The organism is Pseudomonas sp. GW704-F2, from assembly GCF_059423025.1.
Map to the genome: position 1 here is coordinate 73,107 of NZ_JBWKXO010000025.1, position 19,790 is coordinate 92,896.

The 19,790-nt window shown below is 64.5% G+C and carries 13 protein-coding genes; 5 read left to right on the forward strand and 8 right to left on the reverse strand.

Features of this window, described 5'->3' with window-relative positions:
* Positions 1 to 17: 17 nt before the first annotated feature.
* Positions 18 to 1,526, forward strand: a complete 1,509-nt coding sequence (locus tag AC07W0_RS20620; RefSeq protein WP_102618086.1) for an MFS transporter — start codon at positions 18 to 20, stop codon at positions 1,524 to 1,526.
* Positions 1,527 to 1,580: 54 nt separating this feature from the next.
* Here AC07W0_RS20620 and sohB read toward each other — a convergent pair whose 3' ends face one another.
* Entirely contained in the window at positions 1,581 to 2,606 is a 1,026-nt protein-coding gene (sohB, locus tag AC07W0_RS20625) for a protease SohB (RefSeq protein WP_046383102.1), read from the reverse strand.
* 195 nt (positions 2,607 to 2,801) lie between these two features.
* Between sohB and AC07W0_RS20630 the strand changes: the two genes are divergently transcribed.
* The gene (locus AC07W0_RS20630) at positions 2,802 to 3,512 is read left to right on the forward strand and encodes a histidine phosphatase family protein (protein ID WP_017846668.1); all 711 of its coding nucleotides are present in this window, start codon (positions 2,802 to 2,804) and stop codon (positions 3,510 to 3,512) included.
* Between the two features lie 56 nt (positions 3,513 to 3,568).
* Entirely contained in the window at positions 3,569 to 3,883 is a 315-nt protein-coding gene (locus AC07W0_RS20635; RefSeq protein ID WP_046487128.1) for an SCP2 sterol-binding domain-containing protein, read from the forward strand.
* 179 nt (positions 3,884 to 4,062) lie between these two features.
* Here AC07W0_RS20635 and AC07W0_RS20640 read toward each other — a convergent pair whose 3' ends face one another.
* Entirely contained in the window at positions 4,063 to 6,693 is a 2,631-nt protein-coding gene (locus AC07W0_RS20640; RefSeq protein WP_102618087.1) for an MGH1-like glycoside hydrolase domain-containing protein, read from the reverse strand.
* A 195-nt stretch (positions 6,694 to 6,888) separates the two neighbouring features.
* Between AC07W0_RS20640 and hglS the strand changes: the two genes are divergently transcribed.
* Positions 6,889 to 8,265, forward strand: a complete 1,377-nt coding sequence (hglS, locus tag AC07W0_RS20645; protein WP_102618088.1) for a 2-oxoadipate dioxygenase/decarboxylase HglS — start codon at positions 6,889 to 6,891, stop codon at positions 8,263 to 8,265.
* Positions 8,266 to 8,439: 174 nt separating this feature from the next.
* On the opposite strand, the gene AC07W0_RS20650 is transcribed toward hglS, so the two are convergent.
* Complete coding sequence (locus AC07W0_RS20650) at positions 8,440 to 8,664, reverse strand: DUF465 domain-containing protein (RefSeq protein WP_046383097.1); 225 nt, start codon at positions 8,662 to 8,664, stop codon at positions 8,440 to 8,442.
* A gap of 174 nt (positions 8,665 to 8,838) precedes the next feature.
* On the opposite strand from AC07W0_RS20650, the gene tkt reads away from it, so the two are divergent.
* Positions 8,839 to 10,893 carry a transketolase gene (tkt, locus tag AC07W0_RS20655; RefSeq protein ID WP_102618089.1) on the forward strand — a complete coding sequence of 685 codons (2,055 nt, stop codon included), beginning with the start codon at positions 8,839 to 8,841 and terminating at the stop codon, positions 10,891 to 10,893.
* Positions 10,894 to 11,106: 213 nt separating this feature from the next.
* On the opposite strand, the gene AC07W0_RS20660 is transcribed toward tkt, so the two are convergent.
* The 5 genes from AC07W0_RS20660 to lexA form a co-directional block, all read right to left on the reverse strand.
* Complete coding sequence (locus tag AC07W0_RS20660; protein ID WP_102618090.1) at positions 11,107 to 13,626, reverse strand: excinuclease ABC subunit UvrA; 2,520 nt, start codon at positions 13,624 to 13,626, stop codon at positions 11,107 to 11,109.
* A gap of 249 nt (positions 13,627 to 13,875) precedes the next feature.
* Complete coding sequence (locus AC07W0_RS20665; protein WP_162231508.1) at positions 13,876 to 16,968, reverse strand: error-prone DNA polymerase; 3,093 nt, start codon at positions 16,966 to 16,968, stop codon at positions 13,876 to 13,878.
* Positions 16,944 to 18,359, reverse strand: a complete 1,416-nt coding sequence (locus AC07W0_RS20670; RefSeq protein WP_017846676.1) for a Y-family DNA polymerase — start codon at positions 18,357 to 18,359, stop codon at positions 16,944 to 16,946. The genes AC07W0_RS20665 and AC07W0_RS20670 overlap by 25 nt, the downstream gene beginning before the upstream one ends.
* A 7-nt stretch (positions 18,360 to 18,366) precedes the next feature.
* Entirely contained in the window at positions 18,367 to 18,981 is a 615-nt protein-coding gene (gene imuA / locus AC07W0_RS20675; RefSeq protein WP_017846677.1) for a translesion DNA synthesis-associated protein ImuA, read from the reverse strand.
* The gene (gene lexA / locus AC07W0_RS20680) at positions 18,981 to 19,598 is read right to left on the reverse strand and encodes a transcriptional repressor LexA (RefSeq protein ID WP_017846678.1); all 618 of its coding nucleotides are present in this window, start codon (positions 19,596 to 19,598) and stop codon (positions 18,981 to 18,983) included. The genes imuA and lexA overlap by 1 nt, the downstream gene beginning before the upstream one ends.
* Positions 19,599 to 19,790: the final 192 nt, after the last annotated feature.

Below are 19,790 nucleotides of genomic sequence, written 5' to 3' on the forward strand. Positions count from 1 at the left end.
TGTAGGGTAATTACAGCATGAACCGGGTCAGTCCACGCCTGACACTGCTGACCGCTTCCGGCGTCTGCTCGCTGATCGTGCTCGACACCAATATCGTCGCCGTCACCCTGCCGAGTATCGCCCGCGACCTGGGGGCCAACTTCGCGGATATCGAGTGGGTGGTCAGCGCCTATATGCTCGCCTTCGCCGCGCTGTTGTTGCCCGCCGGCAGCGTCGCCGACCGCTTCGGCCACAAGAGGAGCCTGACCTGGGGCCTGGGTATTTTTATCCTCGCCTCCCTCGGCTGCGGCGCCGCGCCCAGCGCGCTGTGGCTGGATATCGCGCGCGCCGTCAAAGGCGTCGGCGCTGCGCTGCTGCTCACCTCGGCGCTCGCCTCCATTGGCCACACCTTCCACGACGAAGTGGAACGGGCCAAGGCCTGGGCGTTCTGGGGCGCGTGCATGGGTGTGGCAATGACCGCCGCACCGACCCTCGGCGGCTTGATCACCGAGTACCTGGGCTGGCGCTGGATTTTCTACCTCAACCTGCCGGTGGGCCTGGGGTTGATGGCGCTGGTGCTGCACGCCATCCCCGAGTCCCGCGATACCCTGGCTGCGCGGCTCGACCCGTGGGGCAGCCTGGCGTTCAGCGCCAGCCTGCTGTGTTTGATCTGGGGGTTGATCGAGGCCAACCGCATCGGCTGGGACAACCCGCTGACCTACGCGCGCCTGCTCGGTGGCGGGTTGCTCCTGGGCGTGTTCGTACTGGTCGAGCGGCTGCAACAGCGGCCGATGGTCGACCTGCAACTGTTCCGTCACCCGCGCTTTATCGGCGCCCTGCTGGGCATGTTCGCCTACGCCGGCTGCGCCCAGGTGATGATGACGTTGCTGCCGTTTTACCTGCAGAACGGCCTGGGCTTTTCCGCGATTGCCTCGGGCCTGGGCATGCTGCCGTTCGCGCTGACAATGCTGATTGGCCCACGGATCGGCGCACGCCTGGCGCAACGCTTGGCGCCGGCGACCATGATGGCCAGCGGTTTGACCCTCGTCGGCTGCGGCAACCTGTTGAGCGCCTGGGCGCTGAATGTCGGCGGCTACCTGCCCTTTGCCCTGGCGATTGCAGTCACCGGGGCCGGGGCCGGTTTGCTCAACGGCGATACGCAGAAAAACATCATGGCCTGCGTGCCACGGGAGCGTGCGGGGATGGCCTCGGGCATGAGCACCACCATGCGCTTCAGCGCGATCATGTTGGCGATTGGCGTGTATGGGGCACTGCTGAGCAGCCACAGCGAACAGTTGTTGCGCGCAAGTATCGACCCGCAATGGCAGGCGCAGGTGGCGGGAATCGCTTCGCGGGTGGTGGCGGGTGATATGCCGGCGGCGCTGAACCTGGTGCCTGAGTCGGCACGGGTGATGGTACAACCTCTGGCGCGGCAGGCGTTTGTGGACGGGTTCAGCGGGGTGTTGTGGGTGGCAGGGTTATTGGGATTGCTCGGAGCGCTGGTGGTGGGGAGGCTGATGCGCAAGCCGATACCCACACCGAACTAAATGTGGGAGGGGGCAAGCCCCCTCCCACAGGTATTACCTATACCCCAAAGAGGCTTACCAGAACCGCTGCTGGGTCAACCGGCTCCACCAGGTCAGCAGCACGCGGTCCACCGAACCGCTGGCCGCCAGGCCCACGCGCTCTTGCAGGCTCTTGCGCTCAGAGTAATGCAGGTGGAATACCTCGGCGGTCTTGGCCTTGGTGGCCAGGTATTCGTCGCTGGTTTGCAGCTCGTCGACCAGTTGCTTGTCGAGGGCTGCAACACCCAGCCACACTTCCCCGGTCGCCACTTCGTCGATCGCCAGCTGCGGGCGATAGCGCGACACGAAGTTCTTGAACAACTGGTGGGTGATGTCCAGGTCTTCCTGGAACTTCTCCCGGCCCTTCTCGGTGTTTTCGCCAAACACGGTGAGGGTGCGTTTGTATTCGCCGGCGGTCAGCACTTCAAAGTCGATATCGTGCTTTTTCAACAGGCGGTTGACGTTGGGCAACTGCGCCACCACCCCGATGGAACCGAGGATCGCGAACGGTGCACTGATGATCTTCTCGCCAATGCACGCCATCATGTAGCCGCCGCTGGCCGCGACCTTGTCGATGCACACGGTCAACGGCACGCCCGCCTGGCGAATCCGCGCCAGTTGCGACGACGCCAACCCGTAGCTGTGAACCATGCCGCCGCCGCTTTCCAGGCGCAGCACCACTTCGTCCTTGGGCGTGGCCAGGCTCAGCAAGCCAGTGATTTCATGACGCAGGCTCTCGGTGGCCGAGGCCTTGATGTCGCCGTCGAAGTCGAGCACGAACACCCGTGGCTTGGCCTCGGGTTTCTTTTTGCTGTTCTTCTTTTCGGCTTTGCTTTCAGACTTGCGCAGGGCCTTGAGCTGATCCTTGTCGAGCACGGTCGATTCAAGGCGCTCGCGCAGGCCTTTGTAGAAATCATTCAGCTTGCTGACCTGCAACTGGCCAGCCGATTTGCGACGACCTTTGCTGCGCAGTGCCGCGAAGCTGATCAGTACCACCAGAATCGCGACCACCAGGGTGACGGTCTTCGCCAGAAAGCTCGCGTATTCAGCCAAAAAATCCATGTGTCTCCTTAACAATGCACGGCGCCAGGCGCGGATCGCCCAAGCATACCGACGGGACCGCCGGGGAGCCAGTGCTCAAACCGCCAGCAGGCAGGCGCTCTAACACGCTTTTAAAACAAGCGTATGTTTTTTCATTGACAGCTCGCAGGCATCCTCATAACCTCGCCAGACTTTCAACGTACCGGGAAAACGGACGTGGGCAGCATCTATCTGATTCGACATGGCCAGGCCTCCTTCGGTGCAGACGACTATGACGTCCTGTCGCCCGTCGGCGTGGAACAAGCGCAAATCCTCGGTCGCCACCTGGCAGACATGGGCGTGACGTTCGACCGCTGCGTCGCCGGCGACCTACGCCGCCAGCAGCACACCGCCACGGCCGCGTTCGATCAATACAGCGCCCTCGGCCTGGCGGTTCCAGCCCTGGAAGTCGACAGCGCCTTCAACGAATTCGACGCCGACGCGATCATCCGCGCCCTGCTCCCCGACCTGCTCACCCGCGAACCCGACGCCCTGGACATCCTGCGCAACGCCGCGCAGAACCGCAGCGAATTCCAGCGCATCTTCGCCCTGATCATCGAGCGCTGGGTGGCCGGCACTTACGATACGCCGGGGCTGGAAAGCTGGCTGGGGTTTGTCGAGCGCGTCCAGGGTGGCCTGCAGCGTCTGCTGGAAGCGGCCGACAACACGCACAAGATCGCCGTGTTTACCTCCGGCGGCACTATTACCGCCCTGCTCCACCTGATTACCCGGATGCCGGCCGCCCAGGCCTTCGAACTGAACTGGCAAATTGTTAACACCTCGCTCAACCAGCTGAAATTCCGCGGTCGCGAGGTGGCACTGGCTTCCTTCAACAGTCATACCCACTTGCAACTGTTGAAGGCGCCGCAGCTCATCACTTTCCGATGAAGTGCGGCCAACCGTGACCCCAAGGTCGCTGGACTCTACCCTAAAGGATCGAAACCATGACTGACGTAGCTAAAGCCGTAGAAGCAATGAAAGCCAAATTCAACCCAGCCGCTGCTGCCGGCCTGGACCTGGTATTCGGTTTCTGTATCGATGACAGCAAACACTTCTCGCTGATCGTCAAAGACGGCACCTGTGAACTGCAGGAAGGCGAAAACCCTGACGCCCAGGTGACCCTGGTCATGAACGGCGAAACACTGGAAGGCATCGTCAGCGGCGACACCGACGGCATGCAGGCCTTCATGAGCGGCAACCTGCGCACCGAAGGCGACATGATGCTGGCGATGAAGCTGAGCGATCTGTTCCCTTCCTGAGAACGCTGGCTGTAACGCACGCATTGAAATGACAAATCCCGCCAATGGCGGGATTTGTCGTTTCTCGGCCGGCGATCAGCGGCGTCGACTTTCTTGAACTGCTCCAAATCTGGTGGGGGATGGCAGCGTTCGCCATGATCTACATCCCTGTAAAAGTCGGGGCGGCGAATTTACCCGATTCAAGGCGTGGAGGGTACATGCAACAGCAACGCCACCAACGCACTCCACCCCGTCTGGTGTGACGCCCCCAACCCGCGCCCGGTCTCCCCATGGAAATACTCATGGAACAACACCAGATCACGGCTGGCCGGGTCCGCCTCCAACTGCGCATACCCGGCCATCGACGGACGCAGGCCATTGTCATCCCTGAGGACCAATCGGCTCAGGCGCTGGCTGAGGCTGTCGGCGACTTCCTCCAGGGACGACAGATAACCACTGCCCGTCGGGTACTCCACCGAGAAGTTATCCGCGTAGTACCGATGAAACTCGCGCAACGATTCGATCAGCATGTAATTCACCGGCATCCACAACGGCCCGCGCCAGTTGGAATTGCCGCCGTACAGACGCGAATCGGATTCACCGGGTTGGTAGCGCGCGCACAACGTGTCGCCGTTCATCTTCAGCGCCAGGGGCTGCTCGGCGAAGGCCTTGGACATTGAGCGCACGCCAAACGCCGAAAGAAACTCACCGTCATCCAGCATCCGCCGCAGCAAGTCCTTGGTGCGCTCGCCGCGCAATAACGCCAGCAACAGGCGATTGCCCTGCCCCGGTTCGTTCCAGCGCGAGACCAGCTTGGCCAGGTCCGGCCGGTGGTGCATGAAGCCCAACAACCGCTCACGCAAGCCTTCGAGGCCCTCATGCTCGCGCTGTTCCAGTACCAGCACGGCGAACAGCGGCATCAGGCCGACGATGGAACGCAGGCGCACCGGTTCGTTCTGACCGTCGGGACGGTGCAGTACGTCGTAGAAGAACAGGTCCTGTTCGTCCCACAGGCCCTCGGCGCTGTCGTCGACACGGTTGATCGCACCGGCGATATACAGGAAGTGCTCGAAAAACTTCACCGCGATATCGACGTACACGACATTGCGCTTGGCCAGTTCCAGCGCGATACGCATCAGGTCCAGCGCATACGCCGCCACCCACGCCGTGCCGTCGGCCTGATCCAGTTGGTAGCCCGGCGGCAGTGCGGCCGAGCGGTCGAACAAGGCGATATTGTCCAGGCCGAGGAACCCACCCTGGAACAGGTTGCGCCCTTCGGCATCCTTGCGGTTGACCCACCAGGAGAAATTCAACAGCAACTTGTGGAAGATCCGCTCCAGGAAATCCATGTCGCCGACGCCGGTCAACGCCTTGTCCTGCTGATACACCCGCCAACAGGCCCAGGCATGCACCGGCGGGTTGGCGTCGTCGAAGCGCCATTCATAGGCCGGCAACTGGCCGTTGGGGTGCATGAAGCGGTCCTTCACCAGCAGCAACAATTGTTGCTTGGCATACCCCGGATCGATCAGCGCCATGGCCACCGCCTGAAAGCCCTGGTCCCAGGAGGCGTACCACGGGTATTCCCAGGTGTCGGGCATGGAGAGGATGTCGAAGTTGGACAGGTGCCGCCAATGGCTATTGCGCCGTTGCAAACGCTCGGGCGGCGGCGCGGGTTGGGTCGGGTCGCCGTCGAGCCATTGGTTCACGTCGAAGTAATAGAGCTGCTTGGACCACAGCAAACCGGCCAGGGCCTGGCGCTGCACATTGCGCGCGTCGGCATCGGCGATGCCCTGCTGCAACGCGGCGTAGAAGTCATCGGCTTCCTGGCGGCGCTGTTCAAACAGCTTGCGCGCATTGACCTCGGGCGCGTCCTTGGGCGCAAAACGCAGATACACGACTTTGCGCTCCAGCCCCGCCAACTCCAGGATGAAACGCGCGGCCGCCTTGGTGCCGCTGTCGCGGCGAATCGCGGTTTCCTGCCCCGCCACCACGTAATCGTTGATCCCATCCTTGAACGGCCCCGGCGCCGGTTGCCCGTCCAGCTTGGGGGCGTTGCTTTCGTTTTCGCAGAACAGCCATTCGACGCCGTCCTGGCCCCAGGCACTGAGGTGGCGGTCCGGCAATTCATGATGCCGCGCCAGCACGCGCTCGCCGTCCAGCCGCAACTGCGGTTTCGGCGCGCCGACGGCCCAGCTCCAATCATTGCGCGCCCACACCTGCGGCAGCACTTGCAGGCGTGTCGGCTGGTCGGAGCGGTTGTGGACGCTGACGCGCATGAAGATATCGTCGGGCTGGTGCTTGGCGTATTCGACGCTGACGTCGCAATACCGGTTGTCTTCGAACACGCCGGTATCGAGGATTTCGTACTCGGCGTCCGCCAGCCCGCGCTGGGCGTTTTCGGCGATCAGGTCGGCGTAGGGAAACGCCGCGTGGGGATATTTGTAGAGCATACGCATGTAGGCATGACTCGGCACACCGTCGACGAAAAAGTACAGTTCCTTGACGTCCTCACCGTGGTTGCCCTCGGCGTTGTTCAGGCCGAACAGGCGCTCCTTGATGATCGCGTCATGCTCGTTCCACAGCGCCAGGCCCAGGCACCAGCGTTGCGCCTTGTCACTGAACCCGGCCAGGCCATCCTCGCCCCAGCGGTAAGCGCGGCTGCGCGCATGTTCGTGCGGGAAGTAACGCCAGGCATCGCCGTCGGCGCTGTAGTCCTCGCGCACCGTGCCCCATTGGCGTTCGCTCAGGTACGGGCCCCACTCGCGCCAGCACTCGGCGGAATCGGCGGCCAGGCGCTGGCCTTCAGTGGTTTGCACAATAGTGGCGCTCATCCAATCCTCCCTCAGCCATCGCGTAAGGCCAGTGTAGAACCCATTCCCGGCGGGATGCACATGAAGACGGTTTTACCCCACTCATTCGTTTGCAGAATGAAGTCCAGAGGAATCTTCGTTTGCGCGGGCCTGCGGCGCCCAACAGAATCGGGGGTAACGGCATTCATTACTCTTACCGCAGCCAGGAATTTTTCTATGCCCAGCACCGCGTTTATCAGCCCCGACGACATCCGCAAAGGCTTTTCCAAGGCCATGTCCGACATGTACCGCGATGAAGTGCCCCTGTACGGCGCGCTGATGGAGCTGGTGGCCGACATCAACCGCCGCGTGCTCGACGCCGACCCGAGCCTGGCGCAACAGCTGCAACGGACCGGCGAAATCCAGCGCCTGGACATGGAACGCCACGGCGCCATTCGCCTGGGTACCGCCGCCGAACTGGCGACCATCCGCCGCCTGTTCGCGGTGATGGGCATGCAACCGGTGGGCTACTACGACCTGACCCCGGCCGGCGTGCCGGTGCATTCCACCGCATTTCGCGCCGTGCATGAATGCGCGCTGCAAACCAGCCCGTTTCGCGTATTCACCTCGTTGCTGCGCCTGGAACTGATCGAAAACCCCGAACTGCGCGCCTTCGCCGAAGCCGCCCTGGCCAAGCGTTCGATCTTCACCCCCGGCGCCCTCGCCCTGATCGAACAAGCGGAACGCGATGGCGGCCTCAACGCTGACGACGCCGAGGCATTCATCCGCCAGGCCCTGGAAACCTTCCGCTGGCACCACACCGCCACCGTCACCGCTGCGCAGTACCGGCAACTGAGCGACCAGCATCGCCTGATCGCCGACGTGGTGGCCTTCAAGGGCCCGCACATCAACCACCTGACCCCGCGCACCCTGGATATCGACCAGGTCCAGGCCGCCATGCCCGGCAAAGGCATCACCCCCAAAGCCGTGATCGAAGGCCCGCCGCGCCGCCACTGCCCGATCCTGCTGCGCCAGACCAGCTTCAAGGCCCTCGACGAAACCATCGCCTTCACCGACGCCCAAGGCAGCCACAGCGCACGTTTCGGCGAAATCGAACAACGCGGCGTCGCCCTCACACCCAAAGGCCGCGCGCTGTACGACCAACTGCTGAATGCCGCCCGCGACGCACTCGGCGCCTTCCCCAACGAAGCCAACGCCGCGCATTACATGCACTTGATGGAACAGCACTTCCAGGCCTTCCCGGACGACCACACACAAATGCGCGAACAAGGCCTGGCCTACTTCCGCTACTTCGCCACCGACAAAGGCCTCGCGGCACGCGGCCAAGCCGACCAACCGCGCACGCTGGACGCGCTGATCGCCGCCGGTCACGTCGATGTAGAACCGCTGGTGTATGAGGATTTTCTGCCGGTGAGTGCCGCGGGGATTTTCCAGTCGAACCTGGGGGATGCAGCGCAAAGTCACTACGCAGCCAATTCGAACCAGGCCGAATTCGAACAGGCACTGGGGCGCAAGACTCTTGATGAGTTGGCGCTGTATGCCGAGACGCAACAACGCTCGATGGATGAATGCACTCGCACGCTACTGGCCTGAAACAAACTGCCCGCCCGGCTCAGCAGCGCAATCCTCGCGCCCTATAATCCCCCAGAGCCGGGTGGACGGCGGGCATCATAAGTATCGGCGGGAAGGATGTCGTTCAGCCAAATCTGAAAAAATGTGCAAGGGAGCGACTGACGCGCTCCCTGCGGGGTGAATGGATCGCGCGCTTTACTCCAGCAAACCCTTGATCTCATCTTTAACCAACAAGCGTTTTTCCTTTAACTTCTTCAGCTCCTCATCGCTGCCGGCCGCCTTTTCAGCGCTCACCACCAGTTCGTCGACGGCGTTGTATTTATCAAACAGCGCGTTCAGACGCGGATTTTTCGCCCGGTGTCCATCGACTTCGTCCTTGCTCAAACCCAAGTCCTGATACAGGTCGTGTTTCACTGGCATGGCCTACCTCCGCAAGTTGATCAATGATTACGCCCTTGAAGCTAGCCCATTCCAGGGGGTCTTGTCATGTTTGCGGGCAAACCAGTTCCGTTCGTCGCTACACCGGCGATGGAATCAAACCTTTGCCGCGCCCTGCCCTCCACTGTAGATCGCTACCCGAGGGAGACCGGTTTCATGAATCACGCCGCCACCGCTGTCGACACCCAATGCATCAACACCCTGCGCACCCTGGCCATGGATGCCGTGCAGAAGGCCAATTCCGGCCACCCCGGCACGCCCATGGGCCTGGCGCCGGTGGGGTATACGTTGTGGAGTCGCTTCCTGCGTTATCACCCGGAGCATCCCGACTGGCCCAACCGCGACCGTTTTGTGTTGTCGGTGGGGCATGCATCGATGCTGCTGTATTCGTTGCTGCACCTGGCCGGCGTGGTCGAGATCGATGCCCAGGGCCAGCGCTCGGGGCAGCCGGCGATCAGCCTGGACGATATCCAGCAGTTCCGGCAGATGGGTTCCAAGACCCCAGGCCACCCCGAGTACCGCATGACCACCGGCGTAGAAACCACCACCGGCCCCCTCGGCCAGGGGTGCGCCAACAGCGTCGGCATGGCCATGGCCGGGCGCTGGCTGGGCGAGCGCTTCAACCGCGACGGCCAGGTGCTGTTCGACTACAACGTCTACACCCTGTGCGGCGACGGCGACATGATGGAAGGCATCAGCAGCGAAGCCGCCTCCCTGGCCGGGCATTTGCGGTTGGACAACCTGTGTTGGATCTATGACAACAACACCATCAGCATCGAAGGCCACACCGAACTGGCCTTCAGCGAGGACGTGATCCAGCGCTTCCAGGCCTATGGCTGGCACACCTTGCACGTGACCGATGCCAACGACCTGCACGCTCTGAGCACGGCGCTGCAGACCTTCCAGCGCAATACCGGTGCGCCGACCCTGATCGTGGTCGACAGCGTGATCGGCTACGGCTCGCCGCACAAACACAACACCGCCGCCGCCCATGGCGAGCCGCTGGGCGAGGCGGAGATCCGCCTGACCAAGGCCGCGTATGGCTGGCCGGAAGACGCCAGCTTCCTGGTGCCCGAGGAGGCGCGCACGGTGTTGCGTGATGCATTGCACGCGCGCGCCGAGCCGTCGTACCGACAGTGGCAGCAAACCCTGGCGTCCCTCGACCCGCAACTGGCCGACGAACTGCAACGCATGCGCGCCGGGAACATGCCCGAGCAATGGCAAGCTGAACTGCCCAGCTTCGACTCCGACGCCAAAGGCGTGGCCAGCCGTGCCGCCGGCGGCGCGGTGCTGAATGCCTTCGCCCGGCAGATTCCCTGGCTGCTGGGCGGCTCGGCGGATTTGTCGCCGTCGACCAAAACCAACCTGACCTTCGACGGCGCCGGACGTTTCAGTGCCGACGACTACAGCGGACGCAACCTGCACTTCGGCATCCGTGAACATGCCATGGGGGCGATCGCCAATGGCATGGCGCTGTCCTACCTGCGCCCGTACACCTCGACGTTCCTGGTGTTCAGCGACTACATGAAGCCGCCGGTCCGCCTCGCGGCAATCATGGAATTGCCGGTGGTGTTCGTGTTTACCCATGACTCGATCGGCGTCGGCGAAGACGGCCCGACACACCAGCCGATCGAACACCTGAGCCAACTGCGCGCCACGCCGGGGTTGCTGACCCTGCGTCCCGGCGACGCGAATGAAACCCTGGAACTGTGGAAGGTCGCCCTGGCCCAGACCCACCGGCCGAGCTGCATGGTGTTGTCGCGCCAACCGCTGCCGACTCTGGACCGCACGCAGTACGCAGCCGCGTCCGGTGCCGCCCAGGGAGCCTATGTGCTGGCCGGCGCCGCACACCCCGAGGTCATCCTGCTGGCAACCGGCAGCGAAGTCAGCCTGGCGGTGGCGGCGTATGAACAGCTCAAAGGCGAAGGCATTGCCGCGCAGGTGGTCTCGATGCCCAGCTGGGAGCTGTTCGAAGAGCAGCCCACCGCCTACCGCGACAGCGTACTGCCGCCAGCGGTGACCGCGCGGGTGGTGGTGGAACAGGCCGGTCCGTTGGGCTGGGACCGCTATGTCGGACAGACCGGCGCCAAAGTGGTGATGAACAGCTTTGGCGCATCGGCGCCCCTGGCCAAGTTGCAGGAGAAGTTCGGGTTTACCGTGGAGAATGTGGTGAAGCTGGCCAAGCAACAGATCCAACGGCAGGAACATTGATCACAACGGTGACTGACACACCGCTATCGGGGGCAAGCCCCCTCCCACATGGGAGAGTGGGGCTCACCGCCGGCACCCGAGCATGAGCAAATGCCACTAACCCCGCCGATCAACCAAGGGAATGCGGTCAATGTGGGAGGGGGCTTGCCCCCGATAGCGGTGCATCAGTCACTGCATGAGTACCCGAACCACTGAAGTGCGCCCCATTGATGGTCAGACCAGCTCCCGGGCGAGAAACGGCGCAGTGCGGCTTTTCTTGCTCTTCGCCACCTGTCGCGGCGTGCCGCTGGCAACCACCTTGCCGCCCAGGTCCCCAGCGCCCGGCCCGATATCGATCACCCAGTCACTCTGGGCCACCACGCGCATTTCATGCTCCACCACAACCACCGTATGCCCGGCGTCGACCAGATGGTTCAGCTGGCGGAGCAAGCGGTCCACATCCCGTGGGTGCAGGCCGGTCGTCGGCTCGTCCAGCACATACAAGGTGGCGCCCCGGGCATTGCGTTGCAGTTCGGTGGCCAGTTTGATGCGCTGTGCTTCGCCCCCGGACAGTTCCGTCGCCGGTTGGCCGAGGCGCAGATAGCCCAGGCCGATGTCGCGCAGCACCAGCAACGACCGCAGCACCCCCGGCTGCTCGGCGAACACCGCCACCGCCTGCTCGACGGTCAAACCGAGCACTTGGGCAATGTTCAAACCTTGCCATTGGATCGCCAGGGTCTCGGGGTTGTAGCGCGCCCCGTGGCAGGTCGGGCACGGCGCGTACACGCTGGGCATGAACAGCAACTCAACGCTGACGAACCCTTCGCCCTCGCAATTCGCGCAGCGGCCCTTGGCGACATTGAAAGAAAACTGCCCCGCATCGTAATCACGCTGCTTCGCGGCCGCTGTGGCAGCGAACAGTTTGCGCACGTTGTCGAACAGCCCGGTGTAGGTCGCCAGGTTGGAGCGCGGGGTGCGGCCGATGGGTTTCTGGTCCACCTGCACCAGCCGGTGAATCCGTTCCAGCCCGGCGCTGATGCACCCGCCGCTGGTGGGCGGGGCATCGTCTTCCAGGCTCGGTTCGTCGTCGCTTTCCGGCACGCGGCCGAGGCCGCTGCCCACCAATTCCAACAGCGCCTGGCTGACCAGGCTGGATTTGCCCGAGCCGGAAATACCGGTCACCGCAGTGAAGCAACCCAGCGGGAAATCGACACTCAAATCCTTGAGATTATTACGTGTCACGCCCTCCAGGCTCAGCCAGCCGGTCGGTTCGCGGCGCCGGGGATTGGCCGGGCGCCGTTCGGCAAACAGGTACTCACGGGTCTGCGACGCTTCAACCTGCGCCAAACCCGCCGGAGGTCCGCTGTACAGCACTTGCCCGCCGTGTTCACCGGCCGCCGGGCCGACGTCGATCAGCCAGTCGGCGCGGCGCATGGTTTCCAGGTCGTGTTCCACCACAAACAACGAATTGCCGGCGGCTTTCAAACGCGCCAGCGCAGTGAACAGCGCTTCGCCATCGGCCGGGTGCAGCCCCGCCGACGGCTCATCCAACACATAGATCACGCCGAACAACTGCGAGCCCAGTTGCGTAGCCAGGCGCAAGCGCTGCAACTCGCCGGACGACAAGGTCGGCGTGCTGCGCTCCAGGGACAGATAGCCCAGCCCCAGCTCGGTCAGGGTGCTGACCCGCTCGAGCAGATCCTCGGCGATGCGCTGGGCAGCCAGGCGCTTTTCCAGCGACAGTTTCATCGTGTCCTGCCCCGCCGCCACCGGCCGCAGCAGCTCGGCCAATTGAGTCAGCGACAGTTGCGAGAGTTCGCCGATGTCCACCCCGGCAAACTTCACCGACAACGCCGCCCGGGTCAGCCGTTTGCCGTCACACAACGGGCAGGCGCTGCCCTGCATGAACTGCGCGACACGCTTTTTCATCAGCGCACTTTGGGTGTGGCTGAAGGTGTGCAGGATATAGCGCCGCGCGCCGCTGAACGTGCCCTGGTAGCTCGGCTCCAGCTTGCGTTTCAGCGCCTCGCAGGTCTGCTCCGGGGTGAAACCGGCGTACACCGGCACGGTCGGGGTTTCTTCGGTGAACAGGATCCAGTCGCGCTGCTTTTTCGGCAAATCACGCCACGGGATGTCGACGTCATAGCCCAGGGTCACCAGGATGTCGCGCAGGTTCTGGCCTTGCCACGCCAAGGGCCAGGACGCGACCGCACGCTGGCGGATGGTCAGCGAGGGATCGGGCACCATCAGCGCCTCGGTCACCTCATACACGCGGCCCAGGCCGTGGCATTGCGGGCAGGCGCCCTGGGGCAGGTTCGGCGAAAAATCCTCGGCATACAGCATCGCCTGCCCCGGCGGATAACTGCCGGCGCGCGAATAGAGCATGCGGATCAGGCTGGACAACGTCGTGACACTGCCCACCGACGAACGCGCACTCGGCGTGCCGCGCTGTTGTTGCAGGGCCACGGCAGGCGGCAGGCCTTCGATGGAGTCCACATCGGGCACGCCGACCTGATCGATCAGGCGTCGCGCATAGGGCGCCACCGATTCGAAATAGCGCCGCTGGGCCTCGGCATACACCGTGGAAAAAGCCAGGGACGACTTGCCGGAACCCGACACGCCGGTAAACACCACCAGGGCATCCCGCGGGATATCCACATCGACGTTACGCAGGTTATGTTCGCGAGCGCCGCGAACCCGGACGAACCCAAGCTGTTGGGCAGTGATCTGAGGGATGTTGCGCGATGAAGTCATGGTCAACCTTGTGGCGCGGCAAGCACGCGGCGCACCCGATGCGTCTGGGTTTCGGGGTTATAGGGCTTGCTCAGCAGATGAATATCGGGGCTCAGCAGGTGCGGAATTGGCTAAAAAATGCATCGGTTGGCTCTTGGCGAAGAGAAGCGTGGGTTGGTGGTACAGCACCACGCATAGAAAATAGGAGCCTGCCGACAATCATTCGTTTCATTGCATATAGCTTATCCACGCAGGCCAGGGCAACTGCGCTCAGTGAAAATCCCGGCTGCGCACAGCGATGCCTTGCAGCAGCGGCGACAGGTCGGTGAGGCGCCCGGCGATCAGGTGCCGCACCTCGCCCACCGCCTCCCAGCGCCCGTCCACCTTGAGCAGGCGCGAGCCGACCAGGGCCTGGCGCTGACGTTCTGCCAGGTCACGCCAGACCACCACATTCAGGTTGCCGAATTCATCCTCCAAGGTGACAAAGGTCACACCGCTGGCGGTGCCGGGGCGCTGGCGACCGGTCACCAGGCCGGCGACGCTGACAGTGCGGCCATGCTCCACCGCCATCAGCTCACGGGAACTGCGGCAGCGCCGTTTGCGCAATTCATCGCGCAACAACGCCAATGGATGCGGGCCCAGGGTGGTGCCGAGCGTGGCGTAATCGGCCTGCAGGTCTTCGCCCACCGTGGGTGTCGGCAACTCCACCCGCGCTTCGTCGGGGCTGGGCAGGCCGGCGAACAGCCCGAGTTGTTTGTGTACCCCCGCCACTTCCCAGCGCGCCGTGTGCCGGTTGCCGGCCAACGCCCGCAAGGCTCCGGCATCCGCCAGCAAGGCTTGGGCGCGGGGATCCAGCCCGGCGCGTCGGTCGAGGTCGGCAATGTCACTGAATGCACGGTGCTCGCGCGCCGCTTCGATCCGTCGCCCATCCTCTTCGCGAAACCCCGCGATCATGCGCAACCCCAGGCGAATCGCCGGTTGCGCGCCGCTGATGGGTTCCAGGCTGCAATCCCAGTCACTGGCCTGCACGTCCACCGGGCGGATCTGCAAACGATGGCGCCGCGCGTCCTGCAGGATCTGGTCCGGGCTGTAGAACCCCATGGGCCAACTGTTGATCAACGCACAGGCGAAGGCCGCCGGTTCATGGCATTTGAGCCAGCAACTGGCGTAAGTCAACAAGGCAAAACTGGCAGCGTGGGATTCCGGAAAGCCATAGCTGCCAAAACCCTTGATCTGCTCGAAGATCTGCGCGGCGAAGGCTTCGCTGTAGCCGTTTTTGAGCATGCCGGTGCGCAAGCGTTGCTGGTGCGGCTCAAGGCCGCCGTGACGCTTCCAGGCCGCCATGGAACGGCGCAACTGATCAGCTTCGCCAGGGCTGTAATCGGCGGCGACCATGGCGATCTGCATCACCTGTTCCTGGAACAACGGCACGCCGAGGGTGCGTTCGAGCACCGCTTCAAGCTGCGGCGACGGATAGGTGGTGGGCTCCTCTTTGTTCCGCCGCCGCAGGTACGGATGCACCATGCCGCCCTGGATCGGCCCCGGGCGCACGATGGCGACTTCAATCACCAGGTCGTAAAAGGTCTGCGGCTTGAGCCTGGGCAACATCGACATCTGCGCCCGCGACTCGATCTGGAACACGCCGAGGGTGTCGGCCTTGCTGATCATTGCGTAGGTGGCCGGGTCTTCCTTGGGGATCGTCGCCAGGCACAGGTCGTGGCCACGGTGGCGACGCAGCAGGTCGAAACAGCGGCGGATCGCGCTGAGCATGCCCAGGGCGAGGATATCCACCTTGAGCAGGCCGACGGCGTCGAGGTCGTCCTTGTCCCACTGGATGATGGTGCGCTCGGCCATCGCCGCATTTTCCACCGGCACCAGGGTGTCCAGCGGGTGTTCGGAAATCACGAAGCCGCCGGGGTGCTGGGACAGGTGCCGGGGGAAGCCGATCAGTTGCTGGGTCAGCGCGAGTATGCGGCGCAGCACCGGGCTGTCGGGGTCGAAACCGCCTTCACGCAGGCGTTCCAGGGGTGGCGCTTGGTCACTCCAGCGCCCGCAGCACTCGGCCAGGGCATTGACCTGGTCCGGCGGCAACCCCAGGGCCTTGGCCACATCGCGCACCGCGCCGGCACCGTGGTAGCTGCTGACCACCGCCGTCAGTGCTGCGCGGGTGCGGCCGTAGCGCTGGAATACGTATTGCAGCACCTCTTCGCGGCGTTCGTGCTCGAAGTCGACGTCGATGTCCGGCGGCTCGTTACGCTCCCGGGACAGGAAGCGCTCGAACAGCATGTTCATCAGGCTCGGGTTGATCTCGGTGATGCCCAAGGCGAAACACACCGCCGAGTTGGCCGCCGAACCCCGCCCCTGACACAGGATCGAACGGCTGCGGGCAAAGCGCACGATGTCATGCACCGTGAGGAAATAGCTTTCATAGCCCAGCTCGCTGATCAGTTCCAACTCGCGGTCGATCTGCTGCCGGGTCTTGGCGTCGACCCCTTGCGGCCAGCGCCGGGCGATGCCTTCTTCGGTGACGGCGCGCAGCCAGGATCGGGCGTCATGGCCGGCGGGCACCAGCTCACGCGGATAGTGGTAGCGCAGTTGGCTAAGGTCGAAGGTGCAACGGCGCGCGATGGCCAGGGTTTCGTCGAGCAACGACGGCGGATACAACGCCTGTAACGCCGGCAGGCTGCGCAGATGCCGCTCGCCATTGGGATGCAGGCGCGTGCCGGCTTCGGCCACCGGTACGTGATGGCGGATGGCGGTCATGGTGTCTTGCAGGGCGCGGCGGCCGCGGGCATGCATATGCACATCGCCGCAGGCCACCGCCGGGAGCTGCAGGCTGGCGGCCAGGGCCAGGCGTTGCTCCAGGTGACGCGCATCGTCCTGCCCGCAATGCAGGTGCACCGCCAGCCACAGGCGCTCGGCGAAGGTACGGCGCAGCCATTGGATCGAGGCCTGGGTGTCGCTGTCTTCGGCAATCCAGAGCGCCAACAGGCCGGGCAGCGGTTGGTCGAAGTCTTCTGGCAGCAGGCGATAACGGCCCTTCTCCGCCCGTCGTCGGGCCAGGGTGATCAAGCGGCACAGGTGCTGGTAGCCGCTGAGGTCTTCCACCAGCAGTAGCAGTTTCGGGCCGTTTTCGACGCGCATCTCACTGCCGATGATCAGCGGCAAACCCACCGCTTTCGCCGCCTGCCAGGCGCGCACGATGCCGGCCAGGGTGCATTCGTCAGTGATCGCCAGGGCGCTGTAGCCCTCGCGCTTGGCCCGCTCGAACAACTCCAGCGCCGTGGAGGCGCCGCGCTGGAAGCTGAAGTTGGACAGGCAATGCAGCTCGGCGTAACTCATGCGAACCAGCCTTGCAGCCACAACCCGTCGCATTGCCCCACGGTGCGGTAGGCCCAGCCTTGCTGGCCGGCGCGGGTCTGGATCAGGTAATAGTCGCGGCGGATATCGGCGCCATCCCACCAGCCCGATTCGATGCGCTCCGGGCCCTTCAGGATCTGCACGCCCGCCTCGGCCAACAAGGTCGGCTCGGCGAGCAGCCAGCCGGGGCGTTGCACGTTGTTCAAAGTGGGGCACGGGTTTTTATCGGTCGCCGCTTGCCAGGCACATTCGGGGCGGTGGTCGGCGTGAAAGCGCAGGCCGTGTACCGCCTCATCGCCAAGCCGGGCGCGCAGGCGTTCGCGCAGCTGCGCCCAGGGCAGGGTCTGTTGCGGGCGGTCGTCGAACAGGTCCTGGCGTTGCGGCACGAACACCGGCAGGTCCTGGGCCACCAGGCGAACACCGCGCACGGGTGACGTCACTTGCACCTGCTCCAGGCGTCCGCGGGCCAGTTCGAACAGCATCGGCGCTTCACGCTCGGCGCTGAGCAGGCCGACCGGGATCACGCTGTCGGGGGCCTGGGCGTGTTCCAGGTGCAGGGCGAAACGCTGGACGCCACTGTCGCGGCCACAGAGGAAGGCGGACAGGTCGCCGGTCAGGCGGCGCAGCGGGAATAACAGGGCCTGGTGGGATTGCACGTCGTAGTTCAGCTCGATGCGTACATCGAAGCGGTCCGGCGGCTGATAGAAGCCCAGCGCCAACGGCCGCTGCCCGCTCAGGGCATCCAGATGCTTGAGCAACGCCGCATCGAAGCGCCGCGCCAGGGTGTGCCGGGGCAACGCCTGCACCTGGGCCAGGCTGCGCAAGCCCATCCGCGACAAAGCGATGGCCGCCTGCGGGTCCAGGCCGGCGCGGTCGATGGGCAGTGGCGCCAAGGCCTGCATCAACGCGTGATCATCGGCCACGGCCAGGCCATCGTAGCGGTTCGCCAGCACCCGCGCCGCCGCCGGGTTGGGTGCGGCGACGATGCGATGACGAAAGCCCAGCTCGCTCAGCTCTTTGCGCAGGCGGGCCTCGAAGCGCGGCCAGGGCCCGAACAGGCCCAGGCTCGACTCGATCTCAAACAGCAAGGCGCGCGGGTAAAACACGCTGACCTGGGAACTGAACTGGTAGGCCCAGGCCGCCAGAAACTGCTGCCAGCGTTCGATCTCCACGGGGTCGTATTCGGCGCAGGCAAAGGTTTTGACCAGCGCATGCGCCGCCGTCAGCGATTGACCGGGGCGCAGGCCCAAGGCATGCGCGGCCGCGTTGACGGTTTGCAGGACGCGCCGCTGCGGCGTGCCGGCCAGCAGCGCCAGCGGCTCGTGCGGCGTCGGATGCATACGCTGCACCGCGTCCAGCGCCAATTGCGGGAAGACAATACACACCCAGCGCATGCCAACCTCAGTGCCCGGCCAGCGCAATCGGCGCCGGGTGGGCCAGCCCGCCCCGGCACTTGAGCACCCGCACTTGCGCGGGCCGGGCGTCGACCGCCAGGCGCAGAGCGGCCGGCGAGGCGTTGAGCGCGTCACTCAGGGCGCGCCAGGCAAACGCCAGGGTCTGCCCGGTTTCCGCCGCCACCTGCAAGCGCCGCAAGGCACGATCATCGGCCTTGCGCGGCCAGCACAACACCGCACCGCAACTGCCCGAACGCAGGCACTGCTCGACCGCCCACAACGCATCCCGCTCCTCGGCCCGGACCACCGCGAGCTGACGCAAATCCACCCCGGCGTTCTGCCAGGCGTGGGGGTACGGCGTGTAGGGCGGCGCCACCAGCACTATGCGCTCCCCCGCCGCTGACAAACGCGCCAGGGTCGGCAACACCAGTTGCAGTTCGCCCACGCCGTCCTTGGCCATGAGGATTTCGCTGAGGGCCGACTCCGGCCAGCCGCCCGTGGGCAGCACCGCATCCAGCGCCGCCAGCCCCGTGGGGTGGACACTGGCCGGTGGCGCGGCGGGCCGGCCCTTCCACACACGCCCGCCATTGAACAGCGCGTCCAGGGCAACGACGGCGCCCATCAGCCTTGCCTCACCAGGCCGCAGAACACGCCTTCGATGGCCAGGTCCTGATCGGGCCCGACCACGATGGGTTGATACGCGGGGTTGCGCGGCAGCAGCCGCACGCTGTCGCCATTGCGTTCGAAACGCTTGATGGTGACTTCACCGTCCAGGCGCGCCACCACAATCTGCCCGTTCACGGCTTCGGCACTGCGGCGCACGCCCACCAAATCGCCGTCGAGGATGCCGTCTTCGATCATTGAGTCGCCCTGCACCCGCAACAGATAGTCCGGGGTTTTCGCGAAAGTGGCCGGGTCGAGTTGCAGGCGGCTGTGGACTTCGGCATCGGCGCCGATGGGCAAGCCGGCGGCGACACGGCCCAGGACCGGGACGTCCAGCCATTCGGGCCGCGCTGGCGGGTTGAGCAGGCGAATGCCACGGGCCTGGTTGGGGTTGACTTCGATGAAGCCGGCTTCGGTCAGGGCCACAACGTGTTTGCGGGCGACGCTGCGGGAGGCGAAGCCGAATGCCTCGGCGATCTCGGCGAGGCTGGGGGATTGGCCTTGTTGCGCGATGCGGTCGCGGATGAAGGTCAGGATGGCGGTGCGGCGGGGGGTTAGGGTTGTCATGGAGTACATTTGTACTCTTGCGGGAGATTTCTGACAAGAGCCGGTAGTCGGGGTTGGCCTGGGGGGGGTGACCGTGTACATATCCGTTATTTAGGTCACGGCGGCTTATGGTTCCGCTCTTACAGCGGGTCACTTTGGAAAAGCCCCAAAGTAACCAAAGGGCTCTTGCCCCACCACTCGGCACCTCGCCTAGGCTCGGTG